Below are 17,146 nucleotides of genomic sequence, written 5' to 3'. Positions count from 1 at the left end.
TCAGAGTGGGGAAACAGCCACGGGTGAGGGCGGACGTTTTGCCAATAGTTTGGGTGTCTTTGAGAAACTATCAAAAAAGATTCATAATCGAAGCAGTCGTCTGACATCCTCCAGTGAGGGAGAAAGGATGGGGGCCTCTCCCACCGCCTGCATGGCGGCACGCACATCTTTGAGCCCGGAGCCGGTATTGAGTACCAGCACAGGATCTTCCGGGAGGATCTGCCCTTCTTCCCTGGCTCGTACCAGGCCGGCAAAGGCTGCCGCAGCGGCAGGTTCGGCAAAAATTCCCGCCTGCCCCAGTGTGGTCATGGCACGGCGAATTTCTTCGTCGCTTACCAGGAGGTAACTTCCCCCGGTCTCACGGGCTGCGCGCACTGCACGCACACCATCGCGCGGCAAATTAACCGAGATGCTGTCGGCAATGGTATGTGCCTGCACCGGGGTGATGGCTTCTCCGCCGCTCAAAAAGGCGTGCGCCACCGCGGCTGAGCCTTCAGCCTGGACGCCGAAGATGCGGGGCATTTGCTCCAGCCAGCCGAGCGCGAGGAGGTCTTTGAACCCTTTATGAATGCCGGAGATGATGTTGCCATCACCCACGGGAACGAAAAGGCAGAGTGGGCGATGCAGGCGCTGGGGCAGAAGAAGTTGCTCCCAGATTTCAAACGCGGCGGTCTTTTTGCCTTCGGCGGTGAAGGGGTTATAACCGGTGTTGCGGCAATACCAGCCAAATTCGCGGGCTGCCTGAATGCTCAGGTCGAAAGCGGCATCGTAATTGCCATCAATGAGCATCACCTGAGCGCCGTAAATGAGGAGCTGAGCTATTTTGGCCGGGGGTGCACTGCGCGGGGCGAAAATAACCGCCGGCTGTGAAATGGCCGCGGCCATTCCTGCCAGCGCGGCCCCGGCGTTGCCGGTGGATGCGGTAACGATGACCCTTGCCCCGCTCTGCCGCGCGCGCGCCACCACCAGCGCGCTGGCCCGGTCTTTGAAAGAAGCGGTGGGATTGGCGGATTCATCCTTGACCCACAGTTGCGAAAGACCGAGGTGGGTTGCCAGCAGGGGCGGACGGTAAAGGGGCGTCCAGCCGACGCTGTGCAGAGGGGTGCCTTCGCCGCCCGGGTCGCTGACCGGTAAAAGAGGGAGGTATCTCCAGAGGGAAAAATCGCGGCTGGCGGTGAGCCTGGAGGGTGAGAATTGCCTGCGAATGGCCTCAAAATCAAGAAGCACGTCCAGGTTACCGGCGTCGCGCGGGCAGGTGTAGGTGAAATCGAGAGGGGCGTATTCAGTGCCGCAAAGACTGCACCGGTAACCGATGAACGTTGGGGGATAGGTCATGGTACCTCAGGATGTGTTCGCGGTGAGGTGGGGGTGAACCCTCACCCCATGGTTTGAATCCGCTCGGGCACGACCCGATAGGTGACACGGGTCTCTCCGGGGCGGAGGGGGTAATTCCGATGGCCGTGGTACTTTTCGCAGAGATCGCAAATTTGTTCCACGGCACCTTCTTCGGTCTCGCCGACGACTCGCCCGCTGATCTGCATGTATCGATAGGGGTTTTGGGGGTCTTGAATGACGAAGGCAACTCTGGGGTGGCGGTGTAGAAGGCGGTCTTTCAACCGTCCGCGGGCGGTGTTGAAGTTGAAATAGGTGCCGTCATAATCGAACCAGATCGGGGTGACCTGGGGTGACCCATCGGTTTTAACCAGGGCCAGGAAGGCGAAGGCTTTCTTTTCGCGTGAAAGGAGATCGCTGAAGGTTTCTGGAATAAGGCTGCTCACGTAGATTTCCTCATTTTGGCAGATGACCTTTGAATAATCTCCCTCACAGTCCACGTTCTCCGCGAATGTATGGAATGCCGAGGGCTGTGGGAGCACCCAGGCGTTTACGAATGGCCTCACGGGAACCGATCACGAGCACGATGATGGTGAAGGCGTAAGGGAGCATTTCTAGAAAGAATCCCCAGTAAGGGTTGTAATAAAAGGGGTTCGGGAAGCCAAAGAGCATCATGGGCCCCTGAATATCCAGCACCAGCCGCCGCAATGCGCCAAAAATGTAGGAACCGAAAGCCGCCCGTAGAGGATCCCACTGGGCAAAGATGACCAGCCCGATGGCGATCCACCCCTGGCCAGCAGTGGTCAATTCGCTGAACCAGCCGGGAGAAATGGCCAGGCTGATGGTAGCGCCGGCCAGGCCGGCCAGGACCCCACCGACGAACACGTAGAAATAGCGCAGGCGGTACACATTTACTCCCAGCGAGTCGGCGGCGGCGGGGAATTCGCCCACGGCGCGCAGATGCAAGCCGGGACGTGTGTGATAGATGTAATACCAGGCCAGGGGGATTAAAAGATAACCAAAGTACACGATTAATTTCTGGTTGGTGAAAAATACCGGCCCGAGGATGGGAATTTGACTGAGCAGAGGAAGGGTGACGGAAGGGATGAGGGTGATGGTGCCAGCCTTGCTCAGCCCCTCGCCAAGCACCAGGCTCAGCCCTACCGCGAGGAAGTTCAAAGAAAGCCCGCTGACGACCTGATCGGCCTGCAGGGTGATGGCGATGAAGGCGTGAATCTGGCTGATCAGCCCGGCGGCGAGCATGGCAACGAGCAGGCCCAGCCAGGGGTTGCCTGTACGGATGGCGATGCTGAAGGCACTCATTGCGCCGAGGAGCATCATGCCCTCCACGCCCAGGTTCATCACCCCGGAGCGCTCGGCGAAGATTTCACCGATGGTGGCAAAAAGTAAGATGGTGCCGGTGGCTACACCCGCCTGGAGAACAATGAGCAGGTCCATAATTTACTCCTCCTCCATGCGGCGGGTGATGGAAATGCGGTAGCGCAACAGGAAGTCGCTGGCGATGAGGCAAACCAGGATGATGCCGTTCATCATTTTGGGAATTCCCGAAGGCTGGATCTCGCGCCCGGCCAGAATCAGCGCCCCGAACAGGATGGATACCGGGATCACCGCCAGAGGGTTGAGTTTGGCCAGCCAGGCCACGATGATGCCAGTAAAGCCATATCCGGGGGAGATGGCACCCTGCAGGCGGTGCACCACCCCCGAAATCTCGGACATGCCTGCCATGCCAGCCAGGGCCCCGGAGAGCATCATCACATATACAATGTTGCGCCCGATGGAAATCCCTGCGTAATGGGCCGCGCGGGGGTTGTCGCCAACCAGACGGATTTCATACCCCCACTGGCTGCGATACAGGATCAACCAGACGATCACCGCGGCAACCAGTGCCAGAACAAGGCCAAAATGGGTGGTGAGACCGCGAAAGAGCGGAACTTCTGCGGCAAAATCGGTGAGACGAGGGAGCCATGCATTGCGCGGGAAGACGCGCGACATCTGAAACCCCCCTTCCGTCCATACGGCGAAAATCCAGTAGTTATTCCAGGAGATGGCAATATAGTTCATCATCAGGGTGGAAATAATCTCATTGACGTTGAACTTTGCCTTGAGGAAACCCGGGATGAAGCCCCAGATAGCGCCACAGAGCATTCCGGCGATCAGCATGCAGGGAATAAAAAGCCAGGAGGGCGCATCTGCCGGGAGCATGGGGGTGAGAACTACGGCGCTGGCTCCGAAAGCCCCCATGAAGAATTGTCCCTCGGCGCCGATGTTCCAGATGCGCATGCGGAAGGCCAGCGAACAGGCCAGCCCGACGATCATTAACGGAATGGCTTTGACCATGGTATCGGAGAGGACGCCCAGGTTGCCGAAAGCGGCGCGTCCAATGTGGGCATAGGTGGCCCAAGGGTTGCCCCCGGCCAGGGCAAGAATGACCGCACCGATCAACAGGGCGATGACAACTGCCAGAATGGTGATGAACCAGGGATACCAGCGGGGGGGCTCCTCCAGCCGTGGTTCCAGAATCACCTGAAAGGGAATCCGGCTGAGGAGGTTGCGCCGGGCGGGAAGATTATCGGTCATGGTCTGCCTCCCCGGCGCGAATGGCGTCCTGTGGTATTCCAGTCATCATCATACCGATTTCCTCCACGTTTCCATCGCTTACCTCACCCATAATCTTTCCTTCGTAGATCACTACCACCCGGTCGCTGAGGTCGATCAACTCTTCCAGTTCTTCTGAGATGAGAAGAATGGCCGCCCCGTTCTCGCGTTGAGCCAGCAACAACCGGTGTACTCCTTCGATAGCGCCTACATCCAGGCCGCGGGTGGGTTGCATGGCAATCATGAGAGTGGGCTGGCTGGAGATCTCACGGGCCAGGATGACGCGCTGTAAATTGCCGCCAGAGAGCATGCGTACGGGGGTCTGAAGGGTGGGCACGATAATATCATATTCCTTCTTCAGGCGCTCGGCGTACCCATTGGCGGCCACGGCGTTGAGAATCCAGCCCCGGCTGATGGGTGGCTGGTTGTAATTTTTCATGATCACGTTATCAGTCACACTCAGGTTGGGGGCGCTGCCCACGTGGGTGCGGTCTTCGGGAATATGGGAAACTCCCCGGCGAATGCCCTGGCGGACGGGGCGGTTGGTAATATCTTCTCCGGAGACGAACACCCGCCCGCGGGTGGCTTTGCGCAGCCCGGTAATGACCTCGGCCAGCTCGCGCTGGCCATTGCCAGCGACCCCGGCCAGCCCCACAATTTCTCCCTGGCGCACAGTGAGGTTTACGCCGCGCAGGGCGGGCAGCCCTTTATCATTTTCGGCCCAGAGGTCTTCAACCTTAAGGACAACCTCACCCGGGGTGACGGGTTTTTTATCAAGGCTGAAAATGACCTCGCGCCCCACCATCAGGCGAGCCAGCTCTGCCCGGGTCACTTCGTGCGTGTTGAGATTGCTGGCGGTGACCCTGCCGCGACGCAGTACGGTGATGCGGTCTGAGATCGCCATGACTTCGTGCAGTTTGTGGCTGATGAAAATGATGGATTTCCCTTCGCGAGTCATGGCGCGCAAAATGGAGAACAACTCCTCCACTTCGGTGGGAGCAAGGACGGCTGTGGGCTCATCCATGATCAGGATTTCTGCCCCACGGTAAAGCATTTTGAGGATTTCAACCCGCTGCTGTTCTCCAACCGAAAGCTGCCAGACGCGGGCCCGGGGGTCGACCTTCATTCCAAAGCGCTCTCCCAGTTCGGCCACCCGTTGATCATAGCGCGCCAGCTGCAGTCGGAAGCGAGGTTCCTCCAGACCGAGGAGGATATTCTCAGTGACGGTCTGAGAAGGCACCAGCATGAAATGCTGGTGAATCATGCCGATCCCGGCGCGGATAGCGTCGCGCGGGGTGGCAAAGTTCACCGGGCGCCCTTCGACCAGAATGCTTCCCGAGTCCGGTCGGTAGAGGCCGGCGAGAATATTCATCAGGGTGCTTTTGCCGGCGCCGTTTTCGCCCAGCAAAGCGTGGATTTCTCCCCTGCGCAGCTCGAAATCCACATGATCGTTGGCCAGAACGCCGGGGAAACGCTTGACAATTTTCCGCATCTGAACGACGTTCTCCGGCGGGTGAGTGGCATCGGGTTGAGCCATGCGGTTGAGTTTCCTCTTGTAAAATGAATGTCGGAATACCGGATTAAAAAGAAAAAGCAGTGGTTCGTGCGCCCACCAAAGGGCGCACGAACCGGAGACAGGGTCGCTTTTATTGGGTCTGGGGTAGTTCGGCGGTAATGCCTTCAGCCCACCACTTCATGCAATATTTGCAGCCAGATCCCATCTCAGGGAACTGATCGAGGTCAATTTGCTCAAGGTGAGCTCCCGCAGGGACAATTTCTTTTCCGGTGTTGTCTTTGATCGGGCCGGTGAAGACACTAAAGCGGTTGAATTCGCCTTTGAGTGCTTTGGCGACCAGATCTTTAACTTCGTTAACCACCTCGGGGGGTAATTCGGAGACGCCCTTGGTGGGGGTTTGGCCTTCCATGAAGCCATACAGTCCCAGGCCACCGGAATCGGCATCAAAATAATCCCAGCCGGGCTTGTAGGTTTTGTCGATTACGCCCTGGGTAATCTTGGCATAGACCGGGCCCCAGTTCCAGTATGGAGCGGTGAGGCAGCGTTCAGCTTTGCACGAGCCAACCCAGTCATACGTCACCCCCCATTTTCCCTTTTCGGTGGCTACGTCGGCCACAGCGGGGGTATCGGCGCCGGTGAAGACGACCTGAGCCCCGGCATCAAACAGGGAGGCGGCGGCTTCCTTTTCTTTCACCGGGTCGTGCCAGGTGTTGATCCAGCGCACGTCCATGGTGCATTCGGGGCAGGTTTTGCGCATGCCGAGGGCAATGGCGTTGCCCAGGCGCAGTTCTTCGGGGATGGGGAAGGTGGCCATGTAGCCCAGCTTGGTATTGCCGTCCATCTTGGCGCGTGCACCGGCCAGCATCCCTGCCAGGTACTTCATGGTTTCCATGCCGCCGAAGAGGTTGCCAAAGTTCTTTTCGTTCGATTTGTACCCTGAAATATGGATATAGACAATATCCGGGAATTCATTAGCAACGGTCTCCATGGCGTCCATGAAGCCAAAGGAAGTACCGAAGATCAAATTGAACCCCTTCCGCGAAAGTGCCCGGAAGACTTGCTCTGAGTCAGCGCCTTCTGGCACGTTCTCAATATACGCTGTATGAACATTGGGAACGTTCTTCTGGATGTATTCAAGCCCTTCGTAATGGGCCTGAGACCACCCGCCATCGTCATGAGGGCCAATCAACACCATGGCTACGTTGAATTTTCCAGCCTGTGCTTCTGGAATCTGGAACCCGCCCACCTGTTCGGGGGTGGGGGTTTCCTTGGGTTGCTGGGTGGCAGCCGGGGTTGCGCAAGCGGCGAGTACAAAGGCCGCAATCACGACCAGAGCCAGACTGCGTGTCCAAACCGATCTGTTCATAACTGTTCTCCTCCTGAATTGTGTTTGTGCTGAATCGATGTCTGGAAAAGGGAAAAGATGAAAGGGGAACGTTTGGGGAATTCACCTCCTTCGTTCGGGCGGGTGTCAGCCGCCGCGATAAAGATCTTTTGCTCCAAGAAATTGAAAATGTCGCCCGGGAATGGTTGCTGTGTTGCTTGTATTTGGCGACTGCTTTCCCTAATTTTACAACGATTTCAGGCGGGAGAAGCGTCCAATCGGGTACTCTTTTAACCCAAACTGGGGGTTGCCTGGATATGGAGGCAACCCCTTTTCACCGTTAAGTTCACTGGCTTCGTCAGGGCACGATCCAGGTGCCCGTTTCGCCCTTCAGTGCACGCCCGATATTTTCGGGGTTGGTGATGAAGGCCTGTTTCCCTCCGTGTTCCAGATAATTCAGGATGGCCTGAATCTTCGGCAGCATGGAGCCTCTGGCAAAGTGACCTTCGGCCATGTAGGCTTTGGCCTGAGCCACGGTCATGCGGTCAATCCATTGTTGATCGGGTTTTCCGAAGTTGAGAGCGACCTTCTCGACAGCGGTAGAGATGATAAACAGATCGGCGTTGATCTCCTGCGCGAGGAGGCTGGAAGCGAAATCCTTATCGATGACTGCTGGCGCCCCAACGTAATCTCCATTGCCCTTATCGTACACAGGAATACCCCCGCCACCTACGGTAATGACGATTACCCCGGCGTTGATGAGGGCCTTAATCGTATCCAGCTCAACCACTTCTTTGGGGAAGGGAGATGCCACCACACGCCGCCACCCGCGACCGGCATCCTCGACCACTGTCCAGCCCAGCTGGGCGGCTCTGCGTCGAGCTTCTTCTTCGGTCATAAATCCGCCGATCGGTTTCGATGGATTTTTAAAGGCCGGGTCGTTAATATCCACCAGCACCTGGGTGATCACCGTGGCGACATTTTGCTGGATTTTCCGGCGGAACAGTTCGTTCTGCAGATTTTGCTGAAGCAGGTATCCGATAAGCCCCTGACTTTCAGCGCCGCATACATCGAGCGGGGTTTCGGGCAGGTTTTCGACCCTGGCCGCCACCTCGGACTGGCGCAAGATAAACCCCACCTGGGGGCCATTCCCGTGACCGATGGCCACATTCCATCCGGCTTCGATCATGTCGGCGATGTAGTAGGTGGTTTCTTTGGCCACTTCGTACTGGTCTTCGATTCTCTGGTGGTCACGATCTCGAATCAGCGAGTTGCCACCAATAGCGATGACCGCAGTTTTTTTTCCGGGCATGTTTTCTCCTGGTTGCGAAAAGGCAGGCGCACGGTGGCCTGGTTCAGCTCATGGTCAGTGCCATGACGGCTTTTTGAACGTGGAGGCGGTTTTCGGCTTCATCATAGACCACCGAGTGCGGGCCGTCGATCACCTCATCGGTAACTTCCAGATTGCGGTCGGCGGGCAGGCAATGCATGTAAATCGAATCTTCCCTGGTCAGATTCATGCGACGCTGGTCGGTGATCCAGTCGCGGTATTTTTCGATAAGGGCTTTGCCTTCTTCTTTTCCGGTGGTGGTCACCAGCGGCCCCCACGATTTGGGGTAAACCACATCTGCATCACGGAAGGCCTCGTCCATATCGTGGACGACTTCGAAGCCGGTGTGATACTTACGGGCGTTTTCTTGAGCCATGTCCATGATCTCAGGCATGAGCTTGAACTCAGGGGGGTGTGCCAGCACCACGTCGCAGCCGAAGCGGGTGAGTTGCAGGATAAGCGACTGTGGCACTGAAATCGGTTTGCTGTACGAAGCCGCGTAGGCCCATGAAACCACCACCTTCTTGCGGCGCAGATCGCGCCCTTTCTTTTCCATGATGGTCATCAGGTCAGCCAGGCACTGGAAAGGATGGTAGACGTCGCACTGCATGTTCAGCACGGGCACACGTGAGTGACGCGCCACTTCATTGATGTAGCGATTTCCGAATTGCCAGTCGCACTGACGGATGGCAATGCCGTCGAAATAGCGGCCAAAGATCTCGCCGATTTCTTTAGCAGTATCGCCGTGAGCGATCTGTGTGGTGTCTGAGTCAATGAAGGCGGCATGCCCACCCAGTTGTGCCATACCGGCTTCAAAGGAACCGCGGGTGCGGGTGCTGGTAAAAAAGAAAAGCATGGCAAGGGTTTTGTCACGCAGGTAGGGGTGTGGCTCACCCAGGGCGCGTTTGCGCTTGAGGTCCCAGGCGACATCCAGCACGGTTTCCACCTCTTCTTTGCTGAAGTCCAGGTCACCGATAAAGTCACGTCCGCGTAGATTGGTTTGCATAAAAGGGTTCCTCCATGGCAGAAAATGTTTTTGTTATCCCGGGCCAGGTTGTTCCGACCGCCAGGCGCATCAGTCGCCGAGCAGTGCCGGAAACAGGGCGTAGAATTCCGTCGCTTTAACCACCTCATCCAGAGCGATCCATTCACCGGTGGTGTGGGCCAGCAATTCATCGCCGGGGCCAAACCCGATGCATGGAATGCCGGCCTTTCCGGCCCAGTAGATTCCATTGGTAGAAAAATCCCACTTGCCGGTTGGGGCGTCGGGCAGGCCGATCAACCGGCGGGCCTTCAACCCGGCCTGCACCAGGGGATGGTCTTCTTCCAGCGCCCAGGCCGGGAAATATTTATCCACCGGAAAGACGAAGCCGGTGTAAGAGGGCTCGTCATAGAAAAGTTCTTCCACAGTGATGGATGACCGCGACTCGGGTGGAATGAGCGCACGGATTTGTTCAACCGCCTGTTCTTTGGTTTCACCGAAGGTCAGCCGACGGTCAACGAAGATGGTGGCCTGGTCGGGCACGGCGTTGATGCTGGCAGTTTTCACGTGCATATCGGTTACTGTGATTTTGCCGTGGCCAAGGAAAGGATGATCACCCAGCCGGGGTTCCAGGTCGCGAATGGCGGCAATGACTGGCAGAAGTTTGTAGATGGCGTTGTCGCCGAGGTGATTGCTGGCGGCATGGGCGCTCACACCGTGGGCGGTGATTTTTAACTCGATGCGCCCCTTGTGCCCGCGATAGATGTTCAGACTGGTGGGTTCCCCGATGACCACGGCATCGGGGCGCACACGGGGGTCTACCTCGACGAAGATGTTGGGGGCAAGGCCATCGCACCACTCTTCCATGTTGCCGAAGTAGTACACCGTCCACCCTTCCAGGAGGCCGAGGTCACGCGCAATGGCCAGACCATAGACCATGCCGGGAGTGCTCCCTTTTTCATCCACCGAGCCGCGAGCGATAAGGCGGCCATTTTCCAGCTTTCCCTCGAAAGGATCGTGTCCCCACGCGGCGGGGTCGCCTTCGCCAACGGTATCGATGTGCGAGTCGTACACGAGCACCCGTTTTCCGTGGCCAATACGCCCGAGGATGTTGCCCATGGGATCAAAACGCACCTCATCGAAGCCGAGGGCGCGCATTTCGGCGGCGATGCGTTCGCCCACCGGCCCGATTTGCGCGTTGGTGCTGGGGATGGCACAGATTTCGCGCAGAAACTGGATGATAGCCCCCTGCGAAGCGGCAACTTTCGATTGAATTGTTGCAATAACCTCTGGTTGAATCATAGCGCTCCATTAATGGTTAAGAAAAGTATGGTTTAGCGGCTTTCCATTTCTCTACCCACCCGGCGTACGATCTGGAACCGGAAATAACCGGGCAGGAAGTAACTCAGCGAATAATCGATAGGGCGGCCGTCGAAGGTGTAGAGGCAGGCCGTAAACTGGAGGAGTGGGTCACCGCGCTGGATTTCGAGCGAGCGGGCAATTTCGCTGGAGGCGGCCACCGCCTGAACCTCGGCGATGGAGTGATCGAGGCGGGGCGAGCCGCGCTTGAGGAGGAGATCGAGGACTGAACCGGTGAAGCCGTGACGCAGGTCTTGCGGGGTGAGCACATCTTCGGGGAGGGTGTCTACCAGGTAAGCCACGGGGCGGCCCTCAGCCAGGATGACCCGGCTGACCCGCACGAGCGGGGTGCCCTGCACAATGCCCAGAACACTGGCCTGTATGGCATCGGCCTGGATGAGTTCGATGTGCAGGTCGCCCATAGCCACCGGCAGGCCGATACGCCCGGCCAGGCTTTCGATGCTTTCCAGCACTTCCAGACCGCTTTCGATGATGGGAGTGCGTCTGGCAACGAATGTGCCCTTCCCCTGACGACGGCGAATCAGTCCCTGGCCCTCGAAAGAGCGCATGGCTTCGCGCAGGGTGGCGCGCGAGACGCCCATTTGCCGCGCCAGTTCGGGTTCGGCAGGCAGGCGTTCACCGGGCGGAGTTGCGGCGATCAACTCGGCAAGCTGTACCTGCAGGCGTTGGTAGGGTGAGAGGGATGGGAGCGGTTGATTCATGGCATTCTCTTGCTTAAGGATCGAGGACACGGATAGGCTGGAAACGCTGTACGTCCACCAGCCCCTGATCAGAAATTCGTAGTTCTGGAATGACCACCAGAGCAAGCAGGCTCATTTGCATATTGGGGTTATTGAGCCGGCAACCGCAGGCGCGAAACCCATGCAGCACGGTCTCTGCCTTGCGGGCCACCAGCTCGGCCGGTTCGTTGGAGATCAGCCCGGCAATTGGCAGGTTGACTTCGCCGATGATCTCGCCCCGCCGCACAACTACCTGCCCGCCGCCCGTTTGCACCAGGCGGTTGGCGGCCTGTGCCATGTCGCTTTCGTCACTCCCAATGACGATCATCTGGTGGCTATCGTGGGCCACGGTGGAGGCAATGCCGCAGGGCTCGGTAAAGCCAAAGCCATGTACCAGCCCCACCTGGATGTTGCCCGATGGGCGGTGGCGTTCGACAAGCGCAACTTTCGCCAGGTCGCGGTTCAGGTCGGTTTGAACCTCGCCGCCTTTGCTGTGCACGATCATTTTCAGATGGCGGGTTGGGGCCTGATTTTCGATGATCCCGATGACATGGGCGGTGTGCCGTCCACTGCTTGCCGGCAGGCGAAAGTCTGCCGCGGAGAGGGGGCGAGGTAACTGCACCGTGTGCAGAGACCATTCAGGATAGGGCAGAGCAGGCGTTTCGACCAGCAGACGGCCGTATTCGGCGACAATTTGCCCGCGAGCGATGACCACTTCAGGGAAAAAGGCGGCCAGATCGGGAACGATGAGAATGTCAGCGAAGCGCCCGGGGGCGATCTGGCCAATTTCCCGGCTGAGGCCAAAGTGTTCTGCGGTGTTCAGGGTGGCCATTTGAATGGCGGTGATGGGGGAGACTCCCTGAGCGATGGCATGACGCACGGCACGGTCGATGTGGCCTTCTCCGATCAGTGTGGCTGAGTGCGAGTCATCGGTGCAGAGGATAAAGTTGCGCGGATCGAGCTTTTGCTCGGTGATGGCTCGCACCTGTTCAGCCACATCCTGCCAGGCCGATCCGAAACGCAGCATAGCGCGCATCCCCAGGCGGACGCGGGCGATGGCATCCTCCAACCGGGTGCCCTCGTGGTCGTCCATGGCACCTCCGGCCACGTAACCGGCAAACGGGACACCCAGGTCGGGGGAGGGGTAATGCCCGCCGATCACTTTGCGGGCACGGCGGGTGGCTTCCAGCTTGGCGTGCACCTGTTCGTCACCGGCGATGACGCCGGGGTAATTCATCATTTCTCCCAGACCGATTACACCCGGCCAGGAAAGCATTTCTTCGATCTCTTCCGGGCCAAGGTGAGCGCCGTTCGTTTCCAGGCCGGGAGCAGAAGGCACACAGGATGGCGCCTGGACGAAAATGTGAATGGGCTGGAGAGCGGCCTCTTCTGCCATCAGGCGTACCCCGCGCAGCCCGAGCACATTGGCGATCTCATGCGGATCGATGAACATGCCGGTTGTGCCATGAGGGATCACGGCACGGGCAAATTCGGCCACCGTCAACATGCCCGATTCAACATGCATGTGTGCGTCGAGCAGGCCAGGGACGAGGTAGCGCCCTGCGGCGTCCAGAATGCGGGTCTGCGGGCCAAGGGTCTGGCTTACGTCCTCGCCAACCGCGGCGATGCGGCCCGATTTGATGGCAACCTCACTGCGGGGGATGATTTCGCCCGATTGAACGCATACCCAGCGCCCGTTACGGATGACCAGATCAGCCGGGGTGCGCCCCATGGCACAGTCAACAAGTTCGCGGGTGTCAGACAGGTAAAAGGGGTGCATGTAACCTTTCTGAAGGGTGGCGAGGATTCACATTCAACCCGCCTGCTCTGGAGAGACGAGGCGGCGGGCGGCGGCGTTGTGGCGTTCGATGAGACGGGGAACATCAACGGTGAGGAGTTGAGCATCTGCTACGATCAACCGTCCACCCACGGCCAGGTAATCGACCTGCTGGGGGGCGCAGAAGACGAGGGCGGCCACGGGGTCGTGAAGGCCACCGGCATAGGCCAGCCGCTCCAGACGGATGGCGGCGAAATCGGCGCATTTCCCTGCCTGCAAAGAACCCAGGTCGGGGCGGCCAAGTACGGCGGCACCCCCGCGGGTGGCCAGTTCGAGCGCCTGACGGGCAGTGAGCAGAGGCGGGGCATCGGTGGCTGAAAGCGAAGCTCCGCTCAGGCTGGCGGCCAGGCGCTGGAGAAGCATGGCCTGACGGGCTTCGGCCAGCATATGTGAGCCGTCATTGGAAGCCGAGCCATCCACCCCCAGGCCCACATGCACCCCGGCTTTCAGGTAGGCTGTGACCGGCGCAATGCCGGATGCCAGGCGCATATTGGAGGTGGGGCAATGCGCCACGCCGCAACCCGTAAGGGCGAATTTTTGCACTTCGGCGGGGCTGGCGTAAACGGCATGGGCAAACCAGACATCCCTTCCCATCCAGCCGAGCGATTCCATGTAGGCCACCGGCCGCAGGCCAAAGTGTTCCTCGCAGAACACCTCCTCGTCCTGTGTCTCAGCCAGGTGGGTGTGCAGGTGCACGCCGTATGCCCGGGCAAGTGCGGCGCTCTGGCGCATCAGCTCACCGCTCACGCTGAAGGGTGAGCATGGCGCCAGGACGATTTGCAGCATCGAGCCGGGGTTGGGATCGTGATATTGCTCGATGAGGCGCTGTGAATCGGCCAGAATGTGCTCTTCACGGTCTACCACACGGTCGGGAGGGAGCCCTCCCTGGCTCTCTCCCAGGCTCATCGAGCCGCGCGAGGCATGCAGGCGCAGACCAACCTCGCGGGCGGCGGCAATTTCATCATCCAGGCGGCAGCCATTGGGGAAAAGATAGAGATGATCGGATGCGGTTGTGCAACCCGAGAGGGCCAGCTCGGCCAGCGCGGTTTGTGTGGAGATGAAGATATCTTCCGGGGTGAGGCGCGCCCAGATGGGGTAGAGGGTTTTCAGCCAGTTGAAGAGATTGGCATCCTGAGCGGCAGGTACAGCACGCGTGAGGGTCTGATAAAAGTGGTGGTGGGTGTTGATCAATCCCGGAAAAACAATGCACCCACTGAGATCGAGGACGTGATCGGCAGTGGGCGGTAGTTGATGGGTGGGGCCAACCTGTTCAAGGATGCCGTTTCGCGCAAAGAAGCCACCATCGACGATTTCGCGCCGTTGATCGTCCATGGTGACAAGCAAGGAAGCGTTTTTAACCAGAAGGGTTGTCATAATATGGAAATTTGTCTGACCTCAGACGATTCTATCTTCAGTTTACCGGGGTTTGGCAGAAATGTCAATTGTCAGACAAAGACGGTTCCCTCAACGGTTATCCGATGGCCTTCTCCCCTTTTCCGAAACCGGAGCGGTCAAGCGAACATAAACAGGGAGTGCCGCAGAATGGCGGCACTCCTTATGATTCTTGAATCTTTGCCAGAGACGTTCGTCACCCACGCGCTAACCGCGCCGCGCGCAGGGTGTTCTGGAGCAGCATGGCGATGGTCATCGGGCCGACCCCGCCGGGGACGGGGGTGATCCACCCGGCCACCTGGCTGACTTCGTCGAAGGCCACATCGCCTACCAGGCGGTACCCGCGGGGGCGGGTGGGGTCTTCAATGCGGTTGATGCCCACATCGATTACCACTGCGCCCGGTTTAACCCAGTCACCGCGTACCATTTCGGGCTTTCCAACGGCGGCTACAAGGACATCGGCGTTGCGGCAGACTTCTGGCAGGTTGCGGGTTCGCGAGTGGCAGATGGTCACCGTGGCATTGGCGCGCACCAGTAACAGGGCAACCGGCATACCCACGATATTTGAACGCCCCAGCACCACTGCATTCACGCCATTGAGATCGGGTAAGACAGATTGCAGGAGAACCATACACCCGGCGGGAGTGCATGGTACGAAAAGGGGCTCCCGCCCTTTTTGTGCCAGACGACCGATGTTCACCGGATGAAAGCCATCCACATCTTTTTCAATGCTGATTGCCCCCAGCACTCGCTCTTCATCCAGGCCGGAAGGCAAGGGGAGCTGCACCAGAATGCCATGCACGCGCGGGTCGGCGTTCAGCGAACGCACCAGGTCTTCCACTTCTTTTTGAGAGGCTGTTTCAGGGAGCTCGTAGGCGAACGATTGAATACCCACCTGCTGGCAGGCCCGGTGTTTCGAACGCACGTATACCTGAGAGGCGGGGTTGTCTCCTACCAAAACGGTGGCCAGCCCTGGAGCGGGTTTGCCCTCAGCAACGCGTCGGGCAACTTCTTCAGCAACCTGATTGCGGATTTTCTCGGCGGTAGCGGCACCATCCAGGATATTTGCAGGCATGGGAGAATCCTTTCATCAAGAATACAGCAGGGAATGCTCCCAAAAATTATACTCCCGACCGCTTTTTGAGGGTAAAAAGCTGGCAGGTACCAGGGAATTTTTGGGTACCTGCCAGCCGTTGAGCTGGAAGCTCAGGCTGCGGCTTCTGCAGGTGAGGGAATCACAGTGAGGGCCTGGTTGAGGCTGCCCTGGCGATATCCGGCAAGGTCGAGAGCGGTATGGGTGAAGCCGATCTCCCGGAGATGGTCGGAAATGGTCAGGCGGTGGCTCAGGATCAGGGGTATTTCCTCGGGGTCAACCTCAATCCGTGCCAGGCTCCCGTGATGGCGCACGCGCACCTGACGTGCCCCCAGATTACGCAGGAAGGCCTCGGCCAGTTCTACCTGGCGCAGGTTTTCGCGATTGACCTGTGTGCCATAGGGAATGCGCGAAGCCAGGCAGGCCATGGCGGGTTTATCCCAGTTGGGCAGGCCCAGCAGGCGAGAAACCTCACGCACATCGGCCTTGGTCAGGCCGGCCTCGATCAGCGGGGAGCGAAAATGGGCTTCCTTCATGGCTTTGCGGCCGGGGCGAACATCCCGGGTATCATCCAGGTTGCTCCCATCGAGGATGTGGGCGTAGCCGTGGGTACGGGCGTAGGCAGTGAGAATGGCGGCCAGTTCGTGCTTGCACCAGTAGCACCGTAACGGGGTGTTGCTGCGGTAGCGTTCGTCTTCAATCTCGTGGCTTTCTACCAGCACGTGGCGAATGCCAATCCAGTGCGCCAGTTCGATGGTCTCGGTGCGTTCGCTTTCGGCCAGGCTGGCCGATACCGCCGTGACGGCTACCGCCCGATCCCCCAGGGCATCATAAGCCACTTTGGCCACCAGGGTGCTGTCGACCCCGCCAGAAAAGGCGACGATCACACTGCCCATTCCCTGGAGTAAAGTGTGGAGACGTTGTAGTTTTTCGTGAGGCATAGAACCCTTCAGGTGAATGTAGAAAAAATCTATCAATATAGATGCTATTACTCATATTATATCCGATATGCTGAATGAGGAAGGGTTCATTCCCCGGATGGATGCCCCTGTTCGAGGACGCGGTCAAATTCAGCTTCAAGGGCAGGGTTGGCTCCGCGCAGGGCATCCACCACCCGTTTGGCCCAGGCCTCATATTCGTTACGGCGTTCCAGCGGCCAGCCTTCGGGCGGGTAGCGGTGCAGGTCACGTACGTTGCTGATTTTATCGGCCAGTTTAATCACCCGGGCATCTCTGGAGAGCATGGGGGCGTGGGTTTCCTGAAGGCGTTTCCGTTCGGCCTGGGGCAGGGTTTTATCGTCGGTTACTTCCATGACCAGATCGCGGATGCGCTTGCCGAAGCGGGCTTCGATTTCGGCTGGCGGGGTGCCGGTGTCTTCAACCACGTCGTGAAGTACCCCGGCCGCAAGCACGGCAGGGTCGCGTTCACCGCCCACGCGCCAGAGCAGGTCGAGTACATCAATCAGATGGTTGATGTAGGGGGCGTGGTCACTCCCTTTTCGGCGCTGGTGGCGATGCTTCTCGGCGGCGTAAGAGAGAGCCTGGATGACAATGGAAAATGAACTGGCTTCATCAGATAACATGGTACCCTCGTTCCGGGAAGATTTTATATTCATCCAACGTTAT

Annotated in this window: 15 protein-coding genes; all 15 read right to left on the bottom strand. The window is 58.6% G+C overall.

Going from position 1 to position 17,146, the window contains the following annotated elements:
• Positions 1–81 precede the first annotated feature (81 nt).
• On the bottom strand, positions 82–1,335 hold the full coding sequence (thrC, locus tag ATHL_RS13345) for a threonine synthase (protein ID WP_062194756.1): 1,254 nt from the start codon (positions 1,333–1,335) through the stop codon (positions 82–84).
• A 41-nt stretch (positions 1,336–1,376) separates the two neighbouring features.
• Positions 1,377–1,778 carry a PPOX class F420-dependent oxidoreductase gene (locus ATHL_RS13340; protein ID WP_062194809.1) on the bottom strand — a complete coding sequence of 134 codons (402 nt, stop codon included), beginning with the start codon at positions 1,776–1,778 and terminating at the stop codon, positions 1,377–1,379.
• Between the two features lie 43 nt (positions 1,779–1,821).
• Entirely contained in the window at positions 1,822–2,790 is a 969-nt protein-coding gene (locus ATHL_RS13335) for an ABC transporter permease (RefSeq protein ID WP_062194747.1), read from the bottom strand.
• Between the two features lie 3 nt (positions 2,791–2,793).
• Positions 2,794–3,930: an ABC transporter permease gene (locus tag ATHL_RS13330; protein ID WP_062194745.1), complete on the bottom strand. Its 1,137-nt coding sequence runs from the start codon at positions 3,928–3,930 to the stop codon at positions 2,794–2,796.
• Complete coding sequence (locus ATHL_RS13325) at positions 3,920–5,485, bottom strand: ABC transporter ATP-binding protein (RefSeq protein WP_062194742.1); 1,566 nt, start codon at positions 5,483–5,485, stop codon at positions 3,920–3,922. Before ATHL_RS13325 ends, ATHL_RS13330 begins: the two co-directional genes overlap by 11 nt.
• Before the next feature lie 109 nt (positions 5,486–5,594).
• Complete coding sequence (locus ATHL_RS13320; RefSeq protein ID WP_062194739.1) at positions 5,595–6,830, bottom strand: BMP family ABC transporter substrate-binding protein; 1,236 nt, start codon at positions 6,828–6,830, stop codon at positions 5,595–5,597.
• Between the two features lie 316 nt (positions 6,831–7,146).
• The gene (arcC, locus tag ATHL_RS13315; RefSeq protein WP_062194737.1) at positions 7,147–8,100 is read right to left on the bottom strand and encodes a carbamate kinase; all 954 of its coding nucleotides are present in this window, start codon (positions 8,098–8,100) and stop codon (positions 7,147–7,149) included.
• A gap of 43 nt (positions 8,101–8,143) precedes the next feature.
• The gene (locus ATHL_RS13310) at positions 8,144–9,124 is read right to left on the bottom strand and encodes an ornithine carbamoyltransferase (RefSeq protein ID WP_062194734.1); all 981 of its coding nucleotides are present in this window, start codon (positions 9,122–9,124) and stop codon (positions 8,144–8,146) included.
• Between the two features lie 69 nt (positions 9,125–9,193).
• On the bottom strand, positions 9,194–10,402 hold the full coding sequence (locus tag ATHL_RS13305; RefSeq protein WP_062194731.1) for a YgeY family selenium metabolism-linked hydrolase: 1,209 nt from the start codon (positions 10,400–10,402) through the stop codon (positions 9,194–9,196).
• A gap of 32 nt (positions 10,403–10,434) precedes the next feature.
• Entirely contained in the window at positions 10,435–11,181 is a 747-nt protein-coding gene (locus tag ATHL_RS13300; protein ID WP_062194729.1) for a GntR family transcriptional regulator, read from the bottom strand.
• A gap of 13 nt (positions 11,182–11,194) precedes the next feature.
• A complete protein-coding gene (ade, locus tag ATHL_RS13295) occupies positions 11,195–12,979 on the bottom strand; it encodes an adenine deaminase (RefSeq protein ID WP_062194720.1) in 1,785 nt (594 codons plus the stop codon).
• Positions 12,980–13,012: 33 nt separating this feature from the next.
• Positions 13,013–14,410, bottom strand: a complete 1,398-nt coding sequence (locus ATHL_RS13290) for an 8-oxoguanine deaminase (protein ID WP_062194716.1) — start codon at positions 14,408–14,410, stop codon at positions 13,013–13,015.
• 214 nt (positions 14,411–14,624) lie between these two features.
• Positions 14,625–15,503, bottom strand: coding sequence for a bifunctional methylenetetrahydrofolate dehydrogenase/methenyltetrahydrofolate cyclohydrolase FolD (gene folD / locus ATHL_RS13285; protein WP_062194713.1), 879 nt, complete (start codon positions 15,501–15,503; stop codon positions 14,625–14,627).
• A 131-nt stretch (positions 15,504–15,634) separates the two neighbouring features.
• Complete coding sequence (gene larE, locus ATHL_RS13280) at positions 15,635–16,462, bottom strand: ATP-dependent sacrificial sulfur transferase LarE (protein ID WP_062194710.1); 828 nt, start codon at positions 16,460–16,462, stop codon at positions 15,635–15,637.
• An 86-nt stretch (positions 16,463–16,548) separates the two neighbouring features.
• Positions 16,549–17,103 carry an HD domain-containing protein gene (locus tag ATHL_RS13275; RefSeq protein WP_062194708.1) on the bottom strand — a complete coding sequence of 185 codons (555 nt, stop codon included), beginning with the start codon at positions 17,101–17,103 and terminating at the stop codon, positions 16,549–16,551.
• Positions 17,104–17,146 lie beyond the last annotated feature (43 nt).

Origin of the sequence: Anaerolinea thermolimosa (genome assembly GCF_001050195.2) — a bacterium.
Taxonomy (GTDB): Bacteria; Chloroflexota; Anaerolineae; order Anaerolineales; family Anaerolineaceae; genus Anaerolinea; species Anaerolinea thermolimosa.
This window is presented reverse-complemented; position numbering and strand designations above follow the sequence as displayed.